The 16853-nt window shown below is 63.9% G+C and carries 11 protein-coding genes; 5 read left to right on the top strand and 6 right to left on the bottom strand.

Features of this window, described 5'->3' with window-relative positions:
• Nucleotides 1-7: 7 nt before the first annotated feature.
• On the top strand, nucleotides 8-8518 hold the full coding sequence (locus ACJ8HB_RS12915; protein WP_094887899.1) for a non-ribosomal peptide synthetase: 8511 nt from the start codon (nucleotides 8-10) through the stop codon (nucleotides 8516-8518).
• Nucleotides 8519-8578: 60 nt separating this feature from the next.
• Nucleotides 8579-9862: an enterobactin transporter EntS gene (entS, locus tag ACJ8HB_RS12920; RefSeq protein ID WP_047567433.1), complete on the top strand. Its 1284-nt coding sequence runs from the start codon at nucleotides 8579-8581 to the stop codon at nucleotides 9860-9862.
• A gap of 4 nt (nucleotides 9863-9866) precedes the next feature.
• On the opposite strand, the gene ACJ8HB_RS12925 is transcribed toward entS, so the two are convergent.
• Nucleotides 9867-10226, bottom strand: a complete 360-nt coding sequence (locus tag ACJ8HB_RS12925; protein WP_094860081.1) for a winged helix-turn-helix transcriptional regulator — start codon at nucleotides 10224-10226, stop codon at nucleotides 9867-9869.
• Between the two features lie 104 nt (nucleotides 10227-10330).
• On the opposite strand from ACJ8HB_RS12925, the gene ACJ8HB_RS12930 reads away from it, so the two are divergent.
• The gene (locus tag ACJ8HB_RS12930; protein WP_033634565.1) at nucleotides 10331-10885 is read left to right on the top strand and encodes an NAD(P)H-dependent oxidoreductase; all 555 of its coding nucleotides are present in this window, start codon (nucleotides 10331-10333) and stop codon (nucleotides 10883-10885) included.
• Between the two features lie 37 nt (nucleotides 10886-10922).
• On the opposite strand, the gene ACJ8HB_RS12935 is transcribed toward ACJ8HB_RS12930, so the two are convergent.
• Nucleotides 10923-11699, bottom strand: coding sequence for an NAD(P)H-dependent oxidoreductase (locus tag ACJ8HB_RS12935; protein ID WP_047567437.1), 777 nt, complete (start codon nucleotides 11697-11699; stop codon nucleotides 10923-10925).
• 84 nt (nucleotides 11700-11783) lie between these two features.
• On the opposite strand from ACJ8HB_RS12935, the gene ACJ8HB_RS12940 reads away from it, so the two are divergent.
• Entirely contained in the window at nucleotides 11784-12677 is an 894-nt protein-coding gene (locus ACJ8HB_RS12940; RefSeq protein WP_047567439.1) for a LysR family transcriptional regulator, read from the top strand.
• A gap of 13 nt (nucleotides 12678-12690) precedes the next feature.
• Here ACJ8HB_RS12940 and ACJ8HB_RS12945 read toward each other — a convergent pair whose 3' ends face one another.
• The 4 genes from ACJ8HB_RS12945 to ACJ8HB_RS12960 all read right to left on the bottom strand — a co-directional run bounded on the left by ACJ8HB_RS12945 (nucleotide 12691) and on the right by ACJ8HB_RS12960 (nucleotide 16267).
• On the bottom strand, nucleotides 12691-13170 hold the full coding sequence (locus ACJ8HB_RS12945; protein WP_047567441.1) for a GNAT family N-acetyltransferase: 480 nt from the start codon (nucleotides 13168-13170) through the stop codon (nucleotides 12691-12693).
• A gap of 110 nt (nucleotides 13171-13280) precedes the next feature.
• The gene (locus tag ACJ8HB_RS12950) at nucleotides 13281-13442 is read right to left on the bottom strand and encodes a hypothetical protein (protein ID WP_016927696.1); all 162 of its coding nucleotides are present in this window, start codon (nucleotides 13440-13442) and stop codon (nucleotides 13281-13283) included.
• A gap of 141 nt (nucleotides 13443-13583) precedes the next feature.
• On the bottom strand, nucleotides 13584-15656 hold the full coding sequence (locus tag ACJ8HB_RS12955; protein WP_047567443.1) for a TonB-dependent copper receptor: 2073 nt from the start codon (nucleotides 15654-15656) through the stop codon (nucleotides 13584-13586).
• 224 nt (nucleotides 15657-15880) lie between these two features.
• Nucleotides 15881-16267: a DUF2946 domain-containing protein gene (locus ACJ8HB_RS12960; RefSeq protein ID WP_236658276.1), complete on the bottom strand. Its 387-nt coding sequence runs from the start codon at nucleotides 16265-16267 to the stop codon at nucleotides 15881-15883.
• A gap of 340 nt (nucleotides 16268-16607) precedes the next feature.
• Here ACJ8HB_RS12960 and ACJ8HB_RS12965 point away from each other — a divergent pair, with 340 nt between their 5' ends.
• Complete coding sequence (locus tag ACJ8HB_RS12965; RefSeq protein ID WP_047567447.1) at nucleotides 16608-16838, top strand: hypothetical protein; 231 nt, start codon at nucleotides 16608-16610, stop codon at nucleotides 16836-16838.
• Nucleotides 16839-16853: the final 15 nt, after the last annotated feature.

Genomic DNA, 16853 nt, shown 5'->3' on the forward strand with positions numbered 1-16853 from the left:
AGACGCCATGTCAGAAACGCTTTCTTTGCCGGATACTCAGGTCGAGTATCGGGATTATCCGCTGGTTGCGGCGCAACCGGGGATCTGGATCGCCGACCAAATCGCGCTGCGGCGCAACGGCTTCGCGGTGGCGCACTACACCGAACTGCACGGCGCTATCGACCGCTCGGCGCTGGAGCGCGCGATCCGTCAGGGGCTGGCCGAAGCGGATACGGTTCAGGCGCAGTTCTTTGAGGCGCAGGACGGCCAGCCGGTGCAGCGTTTGCCGCTGAACGCCGATCCTGCGCGCGTGCAGGCGCCGGAGTGGTTCGATTTCAGCGCGCGGCCGGACGCCGAACAGGCGGCGCTGGCGCTGATGAACGACGATCTGGCGCAGGATCTGCCGGCGGACGGCGAGCGGCCGCTCTATCGCCATGCGGTGATCCGCGTCAGCGCCGATCGCTGGTTCTGGTATCAGCGCTTTCATCATTTGACCCTGGACGGTTTCAGCTTCGAAGCCATCACCCGTCGGATCGCCGATATTTATCGCGCGCTGCGCCACGGGCTGGCGCCGGCGGCCTCGCCGTTTACCCCGTTCGGCAAGGTGGTGGAAGAGTTTCAGCAATGGCAAACCTCGCCCGCACGTGAGCGGGCGGCCGAATTCTGGCGCCAGCATCTGCGCGATTTGCCGTCGCCGCTGTCATTATCGACGGAGAGTCGGGAGGTTGAGGCGGGCGCCCGGCCGCTCAAACAGGCGCTGGTGCTGCCGGAATCGCTGTTTGACGAAGCGCTGCGCGATGGCGCGCTGCAGTCGCTGCAGCCGGCCGATATCGTCACGGCGGCGCTGGCGCTGTACCTGGCGCGCATGAGCGGCGAAACCCGCTTCTCAGTCGGTTTTCCTTTCATGCGCCGGATGGGATCGCAGGCGCTGGCGGCGGTCGGCCCGGTGGTCAACGTGCTGCCGCTGCTGCTGAACGTGACGCCGGAGATGTCGCTGGCGGATGTCTGCCTGGCCACCGTGGCGCAGATCAAGCTGGCGCGCCGCCATCAACGCTATGAGGCGGAGCAGATCAAGCGCGATCTCGGCCTGGTCGGCGGCCATCAGGAACTGTACGGGCCGGTGGTCAACGTCAAGGTCTACCACAGCGCCTTGTCGTTCGACGGTCAGGCGGCCACCACCCATACGCTGGCGATGGGGCCGGTCGACGACCTGGAGTTCGAGATCGGTTTTCGAAGCGGCGTATTGACGCTGTCTTTGGTCGCCAACCCGGCCAAATACTCGCCGCGCACCTTGCAGCACCACGCGGAGCGCATCGGCCATTGGCTGCAGCAGTTGGCGCGGCAGCCGCACCAGCCGAACGGTCAACTGGCGTTGATCGGCGAGGGGGAACTCAGACAACTCGCGACCTGGGGGCGCGGCGCTGAGCTGACGCCGCCGGCGGGCATGGTTTCGATCATGGATGCGTTCCAGCGCCAGGTTGAGCGTCAGCCCGAGGCGTTGGCGGTGTCCTGCGGCGACGTGCGCCTCAGCTACCGGCAGCTCTCCGAACGGGTGATGCAGCTGGGGCGAGTGCTGATCGAAAGCGGCATCGGCGCCGAAGACGTGGTCGCCATCGGCATTCCGCGCTCGGTGGACACGCTGGTCGCGCTGTTCGGCGTGCTGGCCAGCGGCGCGGCCTATATGCCGCTCGATCTGGACTATCCGCGTGAGCGCCTGACGCTGATGTGCGACGACGCGCGGCCGGTGATGTTGCTGACCCACAGTGACACGCGGGCCAACATGCCGGATCTGCCGCAGGTATTGTGCCTGGACGACGCCCCGTGCCTGGCGCGCTGCGCGGCCGCCGCGGCCACGCCGATAACGGACGACGAACGGCGTGTGCCGCTGAACGAGGCGCATCTCGCCTACATGATTTACACCTCCGGTTCGACCGGCAAACCCAAGGGCGTGATGTCCACGCACCGCGGGCTGCTGAACCTGTTCCTGTCGCACCAGGCTTCTCTGTTCGGCCCGGCGATCGAAAAATTCGAGGCTCGCCACGCGCGCCGCTTGCGCGCCGGCCATACCGCCTCGTTCTCTTTCGACTCCTCCTGGGAACCGCTGTTCTGCATGATGATGGGCAGCGAACTGGTTATCTTCGATGAAGAGCTGCGCCGCGACCCCTGGGCGCTGCTGGAACAGACCCAGCAGACGCCGATCGATCTGCTGGACATCACGCCGTCGTTCTTCTCGCAACTGGTGGACTGCGGTCTGCTGAAAGGGCAGTTCCCGCTGCCGTCTTTCGTGATGATCGGCGGCGAGGCGGCGACGCCGACGCTGTGGAACCTGATGCAGCAGCATCCGGAGGTGGAGATCCACAACTATTACGGCCCGTCCGAATACACCGTCGATACCCTCGGCGCGCCGGTGACAGCCGCCGATCAGCCGGTGATCGGCCGTCCCCTCGCCAATACCTCAGTCTGGTTGCTCGACAGCCGCCTGCAGCCGGTGCCGATCGGCGCGGCGGGTGAGCTGTACATTTCCGGCAAGGGCATCGCGCGCGGTTACCTGCGGCGCCCGGATCTGACGGCGGCGCGCTTTGTCGCCAACCCGTTCGCCGAAGGCGAGGTGATGTACCGCAGCGGCGACCTGATGCGCTGGAGCGCGGAGGGCCAGCTGGTATTCATTGGCCGGACCGATCACCAAATCAAGGTGCGCGGCTTCCGCGTCGAGCTGGGTGAGGTGGAAAGCGCCTTGGCCGCCTTGCCGGACGTGGGGCGGGCGGTGGTGATCGCCGAACCGATCGGCGCCACCTATCGCCTGATTGGCTACTGCTCGGTGCAGGATGACGCGCGTCGCGCCTCGCCGGCGCTGCAAAGCGAGCTGCTGGGGCAGTTGGCGCAGCGTCTGCCAGATTATATGGTGCCGGCGATCCTGGTGGTAATGCCGGAGCTGCCGCTGAACGTCAACGGCAAGATTGACCGCCAGGCGCTGCCCAAACCGCAGGAAACGCTGGCGCAAAGCATTCGCGAACCGGCCACCGAGCAGGAGAGGCTGATTTGCCGCGCGATGGCCCAACTGTTGGGAATGGAGCGCGTCGGCGCCGACGACGATTTCTTCGCGCTCGGCGGCGACAGCATCTCGGCGATGGGGCTGGGCACCGCCCTGCGGCGCAAAGGCTATCTGCTGCGGCCGCGCGAGATCTTCGCGCTGCACACCCCCGCGCGCATGGCGCAGGCGATGCAGCCGCTGGCCGTTGGCTCTCAGACCGCACGCAGCGTGCGGCAAGGCCCGATCGACGGGCTGCCGATCCTGCACTGGTTCGCCGAGACGGGCGATATGCATCGCCGCTTCGCGCACGGCGTTTTCCTGCGTGTGCCCGCCGAGCTGCAACCGGAACAGCTGCGTTATGCGTTGGCACAGCTGCGCGCGGCGCACCCGGCACTGAGCGCCAGGATCCGCGGCGGCCAGTTGGTGATCGAGGAAGCCGCTACCGCTGAGTTCATGCAGGTTCAGGCCGTATCCGGCGAACTGGAGCTAGCGGCGGAACAGGCGTTTGATGCTGCACTCGAGCAGCTCGATCCGGCGGCCGGCGCCATGATGCAGGCGATCCTGTTGCAGCGTGACGGGCAGAGCCTGGGGCTGGTGCTGGCGATCCACCACCTGGTGGTCGACGGCGTTTCCTGGCGCATCTTGCTCGACGAGCTGCGGCAAGTGGCCGACAGCGCCATGCAGGGGCAGCCGATCACGCTGCCGCCGGAGGAAACCTCGCTCTATGAATGGTCCGCGCGTTTACGGGCCGACGTCGAACGCCGCGAAGCCGAGCTGCCGTTCTGGCGGCAGATGTTGGCGGACGGCGTGCCACGTTTGGGGCGGCGCGCGCTGGAACCGCAGACCGATCGCATCGCCTCGGTGAGCGAACGGCGCACGCTGCTCGACAGCCGGCTGACCGCCGCGCTGCTCGGCACATTGCCGCAGAGCTATCGCGCCCAGGTTGAAGAGATCATGCTGTGCGCGCTGGCTCAGGCCTGCCGCCGCCGTTTCCAGGCCGCTTCGCTGCGTTTCTCTCTGGAGTCGCACGGCCGCGCCGAACTGGATGACGGCCTCGATCTGGCCCGCACCGTCGGTTGGCTGACGGCGGAGTACCCGCTGCGTATCGAACTGCATGACGCCGAGCATAATGAGGCGGTGCGCGCGGTGAAACGGGCGACGCGCGCGGTGGCCGATCGCGGCGTCGGCTATGGCCAGCTGCGTTATCTGCATCCGCAGCGTGACGATCTGGCGGCGCTGGCGCAGCGCAACGCCCCGGAGATTTTATTCAACTACCTTGGGCGTTTCAGCCAGGATGAGGCGCACTGGACGCCGCAGCGCAGCCAGACCCGCTTCCGCGACGCCTTCGCCGTGGCGCAGGATGCGCAGCAGGCGCCGTCTTACGGGCTGGAAGTGAATATCTTTGTTGAGGAGCGGCGCGACGGCGCCTGCCTGGCGATTAACTGGAGCTGGCTGGAGGCAATGTTCAGCGAGAGCGACATTGCGCAGCTGCACAGCGGCATCGAGCACGCCGTGCGTTCACTGTGCGAGTTTGCCGAACGGCATCCCGAACGCGCGGCGGCGACGTTGGTGGCGGCCGAAATCGCCCAGCCGGGCGTCGATGATGAAGCGGTGCGCGCCTGGGAGCGGGAGTGCGGGCCGTTAGCCGCGGCGCTGCCGCTGTTGCCGCTGCAACACGGCCTGCTGTTCCATGCGCAGACGGCGCAGCAGGGCGGCAGCTATAACTCGCTGACGCGCCTGAGCCTCTGCGGCGAACTGGACGCGCATCAACTTCAGCAGGCGCTGAATGCGGTGATCCGCCGCCATCCGCAGCTGGCCGCCCGATTCAACCGCGAGGGCGAGCCGTTGCAGCTGATCCCGCAGGAAAGCCATTGGCCGCTGGACAGCCACGCGCTGCCGCCGCTGGCCGAAGAACAAGAAGCGCAGGCACTGCACCGACTGGAGCAGCAGGAACTGCAGTGCGATCTGTTCAACCAGCCGGGCGCGATGCTGCATGCATTGCTGGTCAAACACGGGGATAGCGAACGCTACACGCTGTTCCTTAACGCGCATCACCTGATCGTCGACGGCTGGTCGACGCCGGTGGTGCTCAACGATCTGATGCTGGCCCTGCGTGAAGGCGAGCAGGCGTTGCCGCCGCTGCGTTCGAACTATGCCGATATCGTGCGCCGCCTGACCGCGCGGGATGCCGAAGCTTCGCGCCGCCTCTGGCGCCAGACGCTGCAGGACGTGCGGCCGACGTTGCTGTTCGGTGAAACGCAGGACGATCGCGTGCACGAGCTGGAGATGACGTTGCCGCCGGCCGAGGAAAGGCGCTTGCTGACCCTGTGTCGCGAACGCGGGTTGACGCTCAATACCGTGATGCAGGGCATTTGGGCATTGCAGTTGGCCAGCTGTTGCGGCCAGCAGGACGTGGTGTTCGGCTCGCCGGTTTCCGGTCGCTTTGGCCAGATAGAAGGGGTCGAGGAACACGTTGGCCTGTTCAGCAACACGCTGCCGGTGCGGGTGCGTCTGCAGCACGATCGTTCGCTGACGGAACAGCTGACTGAGCTGCAGCACCGGCAGATTGAACTGCTGGAGCACGACGATTTGGGATTGGGTGAAATTCAGCACCTGGCCGGGGCGGGCACGCTGTTCGATACGCTGTTGGTGGTGGAGAACTACCCGGACAACGACGCTCTGCTGGGCGGCGCAGGGTCGCTGCGCTGCGACGCCATCCGCAACAAAGGCTATACCCACTATCCGCTGACGCTGCTGGTGCTGCCGGGCGAGCGTCTGCGCCTGCTGATGGAGTACCGCGCCTCGGTGCCGCAGCCTGAGCGCTTCGCCGCGCGGCTGATGGCGCTGTTGCAGCAGTGGATCGCCCAGCCGGATCTGCCGCTGCCGCGCTGGCAGTTGCAAACGCCGCAGGAGCAGGCGCTGATCGCGGCGGTCAACCGCACCGGGCAGGCGGTGGCAGACACCACCTTGCATCAGGCGATCGCCGATCAAGCGCGGCGCACGCCGGAACGCATCGCGCTGCAGGATGCCGGGCACAGCCTCAGCTACCGCGACATGCAGCGCCAGGCCGCGCTGCTGGCCGAGCGGCTGACGGCGGCCGGCATTCAGCCGGGGGATATCGTCGCGGTGGCGTTGCCGCGTTCCGTGCGCCTCAGCCTGGCGCTGACGGCGATTGTGCAGACCGGCGCCGCCTGGCTGCCGCTGGACACCGGCTACCCGGACGAGCGGCTGGCCTACATGGTGGAGGACGCCAAGCCGCGGCTGATTATCACCGAGAGCGCGTTGGATGCCCGCTTTGCCGCGCTGGCGCCGACGCTGCTGTTCGATGCGCTGGACGACAGCGGGCGTGAACCGCCTGCGCGCCTGCCGGCGGGGAACGGCGACTATCCCGCCTACGTCCTGTATACCTCCGGCTCTACCGGGCGGCCGAAAGGCGTGGTGGTAAACCACCGGGCGATCGTCAACCGCCTGTTCTGGATGCAGCACGAGTATGCGCTCGATGCGCAGGACGTGGTATTGCAGAAAACGCCGTGCAGCTTCGACGTTTCCGTCTGGGAATTCTTCTGGCCGCTGATGGTCGGCGCGCGCCTGGTGATGGCACCGCCGGAGGCGCATCGCGATTCGCAGGCGCTGACGACGTTGATCGATGACTATGGCGTGACCACGCTGCATTTCGTTCCGTCCATGTTGGCTATATGGGTGGAGGCGCTGAACGAGCGGGCGCCACAGCGCGCCGCCGCCAGCCTCAAACGCGTGTTCTGCAGCGGCGAAGCGCTGTCGTGTGAACTGGCTTCCCGCTATCAGGCGTTGGTTACCGCGCCGCTGCACAACCTGTATGGCCCGACGGAGGCGGCGGTCGATGTCACCTACCAACCGGCGTCCGGCGCGGCATTGGCGGCGGTGAGCGGCGCCGGCGTGCCGATCGGCAAACCGGTCTGGAACACCCAGCTGAGCATTCTCGACGCCATGCTGCGGCCGGTGCCCGTCGGCTGCGCCGGCGATCTCTACCTGCGCGGCATTCAGCTGGCCGATGGCTATCTGCATCGGCCGGGGCTGACGGCGCAGCGGTTTGTCGCCGATCCCGCCGGCAACGGCGCGCGCATGTATCGCACCGGCGATATCGCCCGCTGGCTGGAAGACGGCAGCGTCGAGTATTTGGGGCGCAGCGACGATCAGCTGAAGATCCGCGGCCAGCGCATCGAGCTGGGGGAAATCGAGCAGGCGCTGCTGGCGCAGCCGGGGGTAGCGCAAGCGGCGGTGCACGCCATCGAGCTGGGCGAGGGCGCGACGGGGCTTGGCGGCGCCGATATGCGCCAACTGGTCGCCTGGCTGATCGCCCAACCGGGCGTGACGTTGGATACCGCCGTGCTGCATCAGGCGCTGGAGCAGCGTTTGCCGGCGCACATGATGCCGGTCAGCTATGTCATGACCGACAGCTTCCCGCTCAGCGCCAGCGGCAAGCTGGATCGCAAGGCGTTGCCGCGGCCGCAGCTGAGTCACCAGAGTGGCCGCATGCCACAGAGCGACAGCGAACGCCTGCTGGCGGCGCTGTTCGGGGAACTGTTGGGGCGCGAGACGGTGTATGCCGACGACGACTTCTTCGCGCTGGGCGGCCATTCGCTGCTGGCGATGCGTCTGGCGGCGGAGCTGCGTCGCCGCGTGCCTCGGCCATTGAGCGTCGGGCAGATCATGTTCGCCCGCAGCCTGGAGAAGATGGCGCACCTGCTCGATGACGCGCAGGCGGCCAACTCGGCCGAGAGCCGCGGCGTCGGCGAATGCCTGCAGCTGCGGGCCGGCCAAGGCCCGGCGCTGTTCTGCCTGCATCCGGCTTCCGGTTTCGCCTGGCAGTACTCAGGGCTGAGCCGTTATCTGCCGGGCAGCTACCCCATCATCGGCCTGCAGTCGCCAAGACCGGACGGCGCCATCGCCACCTGCGAGGATATCGAGCAGATGGTCGATCGTCATCTCGCCAATCTGCGCCGCCTGCAGCCGCAGGGGCCTTACTACCTGCTGGGCTATTCGCTCGGCGGCACGCTGGCGCACTCGATGGCCGCGCGCCTGCAGCAGCAGGGCGAAGAGGTGGCGTTCCTCGGCATGCTGGATACCTATCCGCCGGAAGGCCAGGATTGGACCGGCCCCAGCGAGGAGGACGCGCAGAAAGAGGTGGCGCAGGAGCAGGCCGAGTTTATGGCGGAAGATCATGGCGATCCGGCGCTGATGGCGGAGAAGGCGGCAATGTTCGACAGCATCGTCGCCAACTACCGCGACGCGGTGCGCATTCTGTCTCAGGCGCGCAGCCGGCGTTTCCACGGCACGGCGACGCTGTTTGTCGCCGACCAGACGCTGCCGCCGGAGATGGACATCGACGCCGTGTGGGCGCCGTATCTGGATGGGCTGATCTGCCATCACCAGCGCTGCGAACACGCGGACATTCTGTCGCCGGCTTCGCTGGAGACGCTCGGGCCGCTGTTGCATTCGTTGCTGACGCAGCAATACGGGTTGGTATAACGCAACCGGGCCGGGGGGCGTGCGTCCCGGCCCGTACTAAAACATGATATGCAGGACACTATGGCCAGACCTTCTTTTTTTCTTGATTTCAGTTTGCTGAGAAGCAATGCGCATTTCCGCGCGATTTTCTGCGCCCGCATGCTGTCGGTGTTTTCCCTCGGCATGTTGGCGGTGGGGGTGCCGATCCAGATCCAGGCGATGACCGGCTCCACGTTGCAGGTGGGCGTGGCGGTGGCGCTGGACGGGGTGGGCATGTTTATCGGCCTGATGCTGGGCGGCGTGCTCGCCGATCGCTACGATCGCCGCAAGCTGATCCTGTTTGCGCGCGGCACCTGCGGGCTGGGCTTTGTCGCCCTGAGTCTGAACGCCTTCGCCCCGGCGCCTTCGCTGTGGGCGCTCTACCTGCTGGCGGCCTGGGACGGCTTCTTCGGCGCGCTGGGCATGACGGCGCTGATGGCGGTGATCCCGCTGCTGGTCGGGCGCGAAAACCTGGCGGCGGCGGGGGCCTTGAGCATGGTGACGGTGCGCATCGGCGCGATCCTGGCGCCGGCGTTGGGCGGGATCATCATCGTGTTCGGCGGCGTGGGGCTGGCGTTCGCCGTGGCCGCCGCCGGGACGCTGGGCACCCTTGTCCCACTGGTACGCCTGCCGACGCTGTTACCGCAGCAGCAGGAGCCGGAACACCCGCTGCGCGCGCTCGCCAGCGGCTTCCAGTTTGTCTGGCGCAATAAGGTGGTGGGGTCGGTGGTGCTGCTGGGGATGCTGATGAGCATCGTCGGCGCCGTCCGGGTGCTGTTCCCGGCGCTGGCGCAGGACGCTTACCACGTCGGCGCGTCCTCAATTGGCCTGATGTATTCCGCGGTGCCGCTCGGTGCGATGCTGGGCGCGCTGACCAGCGGCTGGGTGGGGCGTTTCTCTCGGCCCGGCGTGCTGATCCTGGTCGCCGCCATCGTCGCGTTTACTGCTATCGCTTCGCTGGGGCTATTCAGCCACTTGGCGCCGGCGCTGCTGGCGCTGGTGTGCTACGGCTATGCCAACGCCATCGCTTCGCTCCTGCAATTCATGCTGATCCAGAGCAACACGCCGGATCATCTGCTGGGGCGGGTGAACAGCCTCGGCACCGCGCAGGACGTAACCGGCGATTCGATCGGCGCGCTGGGGCTCGGCGTACTGGGCAGGATCTTTACCCCGTTGATGAGCGTGCTGTCGTTTGGCGCATTCGCCGCTGTGCTCGGCGTGCTGGTGGCCTTCAGCGTGCGCACGCTGCGCCAGTGCCGGCCGGCGGACGCGCTGGTCGAGCACGATGAGCCCGCGCCGGCAACCTCAGCGGCGACGGACAACTAACCCCTCACGGCACCGGCTGTTCCGGCCGGTGCTGCTCCCCCCAGTTGCACATCATGTCGATCACCGGGATCAGCGAACGCCCGCGTTCGGACAGGCTGTACTCCACCTTGGGCGGGATCTGCGGATACTCCTTTCTCACCACCAACCGATCTTTTTCCAGCTCTTTGAGCGTCGAACTCAGCGTTTTGTAGGAAATGGTGCCGATGCAGCGCTGCAGCTCGTTGAACCGCAATACCGGCTTATACAACGCCAGCCAGTAGAGAATAATCATTTTATATTTGCCGTTGATCACCGACAGCGTATAGCCAAAGCCGGTGTCTTCAAGGCTGATGCCCGTTGGGCTGCAGTGGGATTCAGCGGTCATTGGGTGCTTTCTCCAGGGTAAGTATGTGTCGTGAGTGTGCGTATTTTACATTGTTCCAGCATAACCTATGATGCGCCGGTAGACACCTGACTGGAGAAATCGATATGAAAACCTTGGTGGTGGTGACCCATCCCGATATGGCGAACTCGGTGGTCAACAAACGCTGGCTGGAGGAACTGCGGCGCTATCCGGAGCGGTATACCGTGCACGAACTGCATCAGGCCTACCCGGACTGGCAGATCGACGTCGCCCAAGAGCAGCGGCTGATCGAAGCCCATGACAACATCGTGCTGCAGTTCCCGATTTTCTGGTTCAGCAGCCCGCCGCTGCTGAAAAAATGGCTGGACGACGTGCTCACCTACGGCTGGGCCTACGGTTCTCGCAGCGGCTACAAGATGCAAAACAAGAAGCTGGCGTTGGCGGTCACGGCTGGGGTGCGTGCAGAGGATTATGCACGCGACGGGCGCTATCGTTATTCGCTGGAGGAAATCTTCCGGCCGTTTGAAGTCACCGCCGGTTACGTGCGGGCCGACTATGCCTCGTTCTTCGCCTTTTACGGCAGGGAGGCCGCTTCGGACGGCACGGTGGAGCCGCTGCAATCCCACGAATTGGATCGCAGTGCGCAAGGCTATCAGGCATTTCTCGCCGCCCTGAATTAACGGCACGCCCCGGATGCGCCAGGGCGTGCGCATCCGGCTACTCGATGTGAACGCCGAAACCGTCTTGCCCTGGCGCGAGATGCGCTTTCAAAGTCAGCTGCGGGATCAGATAGTCACCGGCGTTCTGCCGCCGGAAGCGGATTGGCTCGGCGTTCCACAGATTATCCAGCCGCTGCCCGAGCTGCTCGCACAGGGCGGCAAAGCGTGCCTCATCGGTTTTGCCGGCACGGTAGGTGACGAACGGCGGCAGCACCTCGAAGCCTGGGTAGTGCAGCATGCCGTGCTGGATCGGGAACAGGATATCGTCGATCGGCCCGTTGATGCCGCGCGGGGCGTAATGGGACTCCCAGCCGCCGGCGGTGACGATCAGCATCGCCCGTTTGCCCGCTAGCGTCCCCTCGCCGTAACGGTCACCCCAATGGGTATCGCAATGCTCACCCACGCCGTAGGCAAAACCGTAAGCATAGACACGCTCCACCCAGCCTTTCAGGATCGCCGGCATCGAGAACCACCACAGAGGAAACTGCAGCAGCACCGCGTCCGCCCAACGCAATTTTTGCTGTTCCCGTTCGATATCAGCGCTCTGCATGCCGTTGGCGAACGCGCGCTGCGAATCCAGCGAAGGATCGAAACGAGCAGTTGCCGGGCCTTCCAGACTGTCGTCAGCGTCGAGCGCCGCTTTCCACTTCATGGCGTACAGGTCGGACACTTGTACCTGATGGCCGGCCTGCGTCAGGCGTTCAACGGCGAAATTTTTCAGTGAACCGGTCAGCGACAGCGGCTCCGGGTGGGCGTAAACAATCAGCACATTCATAACAGCTCTCCTTGGTGTGAGAGCTGCAGGTTAGGGTGTTAGTCGGTATATTAGAAATGAATTACCGTTATCCCAGGTATAACTATGAATAATTTAAGGCGACTGGATCTCAACCTGCTGGTGACGCTCGACGCGCTGCTGGCGGAGCACAACGTCACACGCGCGGCACAGCGGCTCAATTTCTCCCAGCCGGCGGTCAGCGTGCATCTCGCCAAACTGCGGGCGATCTTTGACGATCCGCTGCTGTTGCCCGGCCCGCGCGGCATGCGCCCGACCGCCAGAGCGGAACAGCTGCGGGAACCGTTACGTCAGGCATTAGCGGCGCTCGAGTTGGCAGTAACGCCGGCGACGCCGTTCGATCCCGCCGTGGCGACCGATACCTGGCGCGTGGCCGCCTTTGACTACGGTGAATCCACCATCGTGCTGCCGGCGCTGAACGGTTTGCGCACGGCGGCGCCCGGCACCCGGCTGGCGGTGCTGGAGATCGCCCCGGCGCGCCTCGCCAAACGGATGGAGCAAGGGGAGGTCGACCTGGCGTTTCATACCCGAGAAGGGGCGCCATCCGGCCTGCGGCAGCGCACGCTGTTTAGCGAACGCTATGTGCTGGTGGGCAGAATCGGCCATCCCAAACTGCATGCCAGGCTGACGCCGGTGCAATTTTGCCAATTGGAGCAGGTGATGGTCTCGCCGGACGGCGGCGGGTTCTATGGCATGACCGACCGGGCGTTGGCAGACGTGGGGCTGACGCGGCGCGTGGTGCTTTCCGTGCCGCATTTTCTGTTCGTTCTCTCGGTGCTGACGCAGTCCGATTTGGTGGCGATGCTACCGGAGCGGCTGGTGCGCAACCAGCCTTTATTGCAACGGCTTGAGCCGCCGCTGGCGGTGCCGGGCTTTGAAATGACCATGCTGTGGCACGAACGATCGCACCGCGATCCCGCTCACCGGTGGCTGCGCGAACATATCGTGCGTTCAGTGTGAGTGGATTAACGGGTTAAAGGGAGAAGCGTTTTTTGATTCTGTCGATCGGCGTGCCATCGCTGAGCGGCACCTGCGGCAAACGATCGTAATCGCGAAAGCCCATTTTGTGATAGTAGGCGAGGCCACCGACGTTATCCGCCCGAATGGTGGCGTTGATGTGCTTGAAACCGTGAGACTTCGCCGCCGCTAATGTGGCAGGGAACAACGCACTGCCGACGCCACGCACCTTCGGCGACAGGCGGGAAAAGGTGGCAATATCTGCAGTATCGGGCGGCAGGGCATCATCTGCGCTCAGCGCCTGGAAGCCCACCAACAGCCCATCGACCTCCGCGACATGGCAGCTCAGCGCATTGCTGCCGCTGATGAACCATTCGCTGAATTCGGCGGGGGTGAGGGGCGTTTCTATCGCCGTCGTGCCGCCGGCGCCGATCACGTCATTCAATAACTGCGTCAGGGCTTCAGCGTCTTGCGGGGTTACCGTTCTGATCTTCATTGCGTTACTATCTCCTATGATGAATCGGCTGGAACCATCGAAAGAAGATAGACGCAGGCGCCCGATAATGAAATATCGGAACGTGCCGGACAAAAAGACAGTGAGGGGAATTACATGAACAGGAAGCGGTCGGCCAGCGGAACCCCACGTTCGAGACGCGGTGGCAGCGCGTCGTCGCGATCGTCAGGCTGAGCAGCCTGCGGCGCGGCGTCTTCGGCTTTTTCAATCATCAGCTCGCCGAGCAGGGCCAGAAAACGAGTGATCTTTTGCATATTCCCTCCAGGGCAATAATTAACCTGAAGATGATAGTAATCGCCGCCTAACCGAATGGGAAAAACTTAAAACTCATATCCTAAGAACCGGATCGCATATCGCCTGACCGGGCGACGGTGGCCCATCGCCCGGTGAACCGCTTAGAAGGTGACGTTAACCTTGGCCCACAGGGTGCGGCCCGGTTCATTCACCGCGCTGTTGGCCGAGTACCCGAAGGCGCTGTTGCCCGCCAGGTTGAGGTGCTCGCTGTAGGTCTTGTTCAGGATGTTATCCAGACCGGCGCTCAGCTTGACGTTTTTATTCACCTTGTAGGCGGCGTTGGCGGAGAGCACGCCGAAGCCGGCGCTTTCGGCAAAGTCTTTGCCCACCACGTTGCCTTCGTTGATCGCCACGCGGTGTTGGCTGCTGACCAGACGCCACAGGCCGGTGCCGCTCCAGTCGCCGTACTCATAGGTCAGCCCCAAGCGTGCCTCCAGCGGCGGGATCTGCGGCAGCGGCCGGCCGTCGCTGGTGTTTTTGCCCCAGGAGTATGCCAGGCTGGCGTCGGTTTTCCAGTGCTCGCTCAGCTGATAACCCATGCCCATTTCGCCGCCCATGATGTTGGCGTTGACGTTATCGGCCTGGCTGAGGCGCGCGTTGTGCGGATCGTATTTGAACAGGATGAAATCATCGACGCGGCCTACATAAGCGGAGACCCAGCCGTTGAAGCGTTTGCCGTTGTACTGCGCGCCGATGTCGAGCTGCGTGGTTTTCTCGCTCTTGACGCTGGAGAACGGATCCTTGCTGCCGTTCGGGCCAAGCTTCGGTGAGAACAGCTCCCAGTAATCCGGGAAGCGCTCGGTATAACCGACGCCGGCATACAGCATCAGCGGCAGGTCGGCCAGCGTATGCTCCAGGCGCATAAAGCCGCTCGGCAGGGTGTCCGAACGTTCCCCAGCGCTGGCGCTGCGGAAATTCTCCACCAGGGTGCGGTCGAGGCGCGCGCCGCCGATCAGTTTATCCTGTTCGCTGGTGGACCAGGTCAGTTCACTGAAGGCGCCGTAGCTGTTGAACTGGGCGTCTTTTTCCCAGCTGCCGCGGTTCATACTGCGGTGGGTGTTGGTTTGGGTGTCCAGGCCGCTTTCAAGCTTCACGTTCTGCCACTGCCAGGTGCCCATCACGCGGCCGCCGACGGTGCGGCGATCGAGCTGCATCGTCATGCCGGAGGACATCATGTGCCCGCCGTGGCCGCCCATCCCCATGCTCATGCCGCCATGCCCCCCGTGCCCAGCCATGCCGCCGCTGCCCGGCGAGCGCAGGGTGACATTGTCCATCACGTGGTTGGCGTAGTTGTAGTAGACCTGCGCTTCCAGCTTATCCAGCACGTCGCCGATGTTGGATTTCTCCACCCGCATGCCCAGGCTTTCGCGTTTGAACTGCGAACCGTCCATGCTGCGGCCGGCATAGCGCGCTTCGCCGTTGCCGCGGCCCATAGTTACTTCCAGCAGCGTGTCGTTGTCCGGCGTCCAGCCGAGCGCCAGATCGCCGTTCCACTTGTCCCAACGCGATGGCACGCGCGTATTCGTGCCGTCCTGATAGTCGTTGGAACGGGATTTGTTGGCCATCACCCGCAGGTAGCCTTGTTCGGCGCCGAGGCTGGCGTCGATGTTCTCGTCCCAGCGGCCGTTGGAGCCGGTCAGCACGCTGGCGTTGCCCTTGATGCCCGGCTTGTCGAAGCGCGGGCGTTCACGCTCGAAACGCACCGTGCCCGCCGACGATCCCGGCCCCCACAGCACCGTCTGCGGCCCCTTGGTAATGGTCAACAGATCGAAACTTTCCGGCGAGATGTAAGAGGTCGGCGCATCCATCCGCGCTGGGCAGGCGCCCAGCATTTCCGAACCGTCGGTGAGGATCTTCAACCGAGAGCCGAACATGCCACGGAACACCGGGTCGCCGTTGGTGCCGCCGTTGCGGATCTGCGAGAAGCCGGGGATGGTTTTCAGGTAGTCCGAACCGTCGCTGGCCGGCACCGGCTGGCGTGGGGTTTTCGGCGAGGTGACGATGGTCAGCGGGGAGTAGAGCGGCGCGGTGACGGTGATCACGTCGCCATCATTAACCTGTGCGCCGGCAGGGTGTTGATGCGCCTGCGCCGCGTGGCCGGCCAGCAGAAACAGCGGCATGGCGGTGGTAATGGCGCGGGTGACGGCGTTCTTTTTATAAGTCGATTTAAACATCATCTTTCCTTAAGCTAACTTTTTCCGTGTTTGGTCGAGGGATTATTCAGGCGTGGGGCGGCCTGGCGAAAATCACCATCGGAAAATACGGGGGTTAATTCCATCAACCTGGAAATAACCGGATTAATAATGTCGTCTCGATGATTAACCGTTGGGCGAATTAATTCCGCCGGGTTGAAACGATCAACGGCAATACAGAGAACGGCAATGGGCTTATTGTTAAATCAGAGGAAAGAGATGGGGGGCGCGCGCGGCTGTAATTCGGTGTGAACAACGTGGGCAAACAGAGGGACGAGATAGTGGATCGGCGGCGGGCGCGAAGCCAGCGACTGGGACCAGAACAGCGGGCCGTGGCTCACGTCCAGCAGCGGCGCGTGCAGCAACAGCACGCAGTAGCCGCAGGCGCTGTCGTCCATCATCATCGCCATGTTGTGGTGGCCGCCGCCGTGCTGCATCAGCGACTGTGAGACTTTCTCAGGCTCAGGCGGCGGCGAGTGCATCCCGTGATGCATCGGCATATCCATGCCGCAATCCGCCATGACGGTCGCTCCAGCACTTCCGGCGCGCACATGCTCCAGGGATCGCGAGACCACCGGCGCAATGAACAACATCAGAATGGCAAACACCCCTAACCAGGCGGCGGCCCGATTTCGCGATGTAGAGGGCTGAATTAACGACACAATCAACCTAAAAAAAGGGTTAACACAGGGTAGGGAATTGTACTGGTTTATGTCGAAATGTTAAAACCTTTTATTTCTGGCCAACGATCTGTTGATGAAAATGAGATCAAAACAGTGATTCACATTTAAGCAGAATTATATGCAAAGCGGCCAAGGGATACGCAGCCAGTTATAAATTCCCAAGATATGTCGAGAATGGAACCCGCAAAAATATACTCAATAACAAGGGCGTGCTAGGCTTTTATTTTTCGCTTGATAAGGGGAAGCAACGATGGATTTGACCACTCAGGACGCACTGGACTGGCTTAATGACGGTATTGAAACGCTCAAAACCGGTGAGATCAACCGTTACAGTGCAGAGGGCTACACGCGGGGGTATGAGCTCGGTTTTCTGTACGGAACCTTGCGCACCTTACTGGCCACGCAAAAAATTACCCGTGAAGAGTACGATAAGTTACACAGTACACTGAGCCATACCCGCCACGCTTGCATGCGAGAATGACAAGCTGGCTTTCAC

Origin of the sequence: Serratia sp. CY27727 (assembly GCF_052169275.1) — a bacterium.
Taxonomy (GTDB): Bacteria; Pseudomonadota; Gammaproteobacteria; order Enterobacterales; family Enterobacteriaceae; genus Serratia; species Serratia sarumanii.

Coding starts and splice junctions, on each gene's coding strand:
- ACJ8HB_RS12945 (WP_047567441.1), bottom strand. CDS start 13,170: ATGAAGATCAGAACGGTAACCCCGCAAGACGCTGAAGCCCTGACGCAG.
- ACJ8HB_RS12955 (WP_047567443.1), bottom strand. CDS start 15,656: ATGTTTAAATCGACTTATAAAAAGAACGCCGTCACCCGCGCCATTACC.
- ACJ8HB_RS12950 (WP_016927696.1), bottom strand. CDS start 13,442: ATGCAAAAGATCACTCGTTTTCTGGCCCTGCTCGGCGAGCTGATGATT.
- ACJ8HB_RS12925 (WP_094860081.1), bottom strand. CDS start 10,226: ATGACCGCTGAATCCCACTGCAGCCCAACGGGCATCAGCCTTGAAGAC.
- ACJ8HB_RS12960 (WP_236658276.1), bottom strand. CDS start 16,267: ATGTTGTTCATTGCGCCGGTGGTCTCGCGATCCCTGGAGCATGTGCGC.
- ACJ8HB_RS12940 (WP_047567439.1), top strand. CDS start 11,784: ATGAATAATTTAAGGCGACTGGATCTCAACCTGCTGGTGACGCTCGAC.
- ACJ8HB_RS12965 (WP_047567447.1), top strand. CDS start 16,608: ATGGATTTGACCACTCAGGACGCACTGGACTGGCTTAATGACGGTATT.
- ACJ8HB_RS12915 (WP_094887899.1), top strand. CDS start 8: ATGTCAGAAACGCTTTCTTTGCCGGATACTCAGGTCGAGTATCGGGAT.
- ACJ8HB_RS12935 (WP_047567437.1), bottom strand. CDS start 11,699: ATGAATGTGCTGATTGTTTACGCCCACCCGGAGCCGCTGTCGCTGACC.
- ACJ8HB_RS12930 (WP_033634565.1), top strand. CDS start 10,331: ATGAAAACCTTGGTGGTGGTGACCCATCCCGATATGGCGAACTCGGTG.
- entS (WP_047567433.1), top strand. CDS start 8,579: ATGGCCAGACCTTCTTTTTTTCTTGATTTCAGTTTGCTGAGAAGCAAT.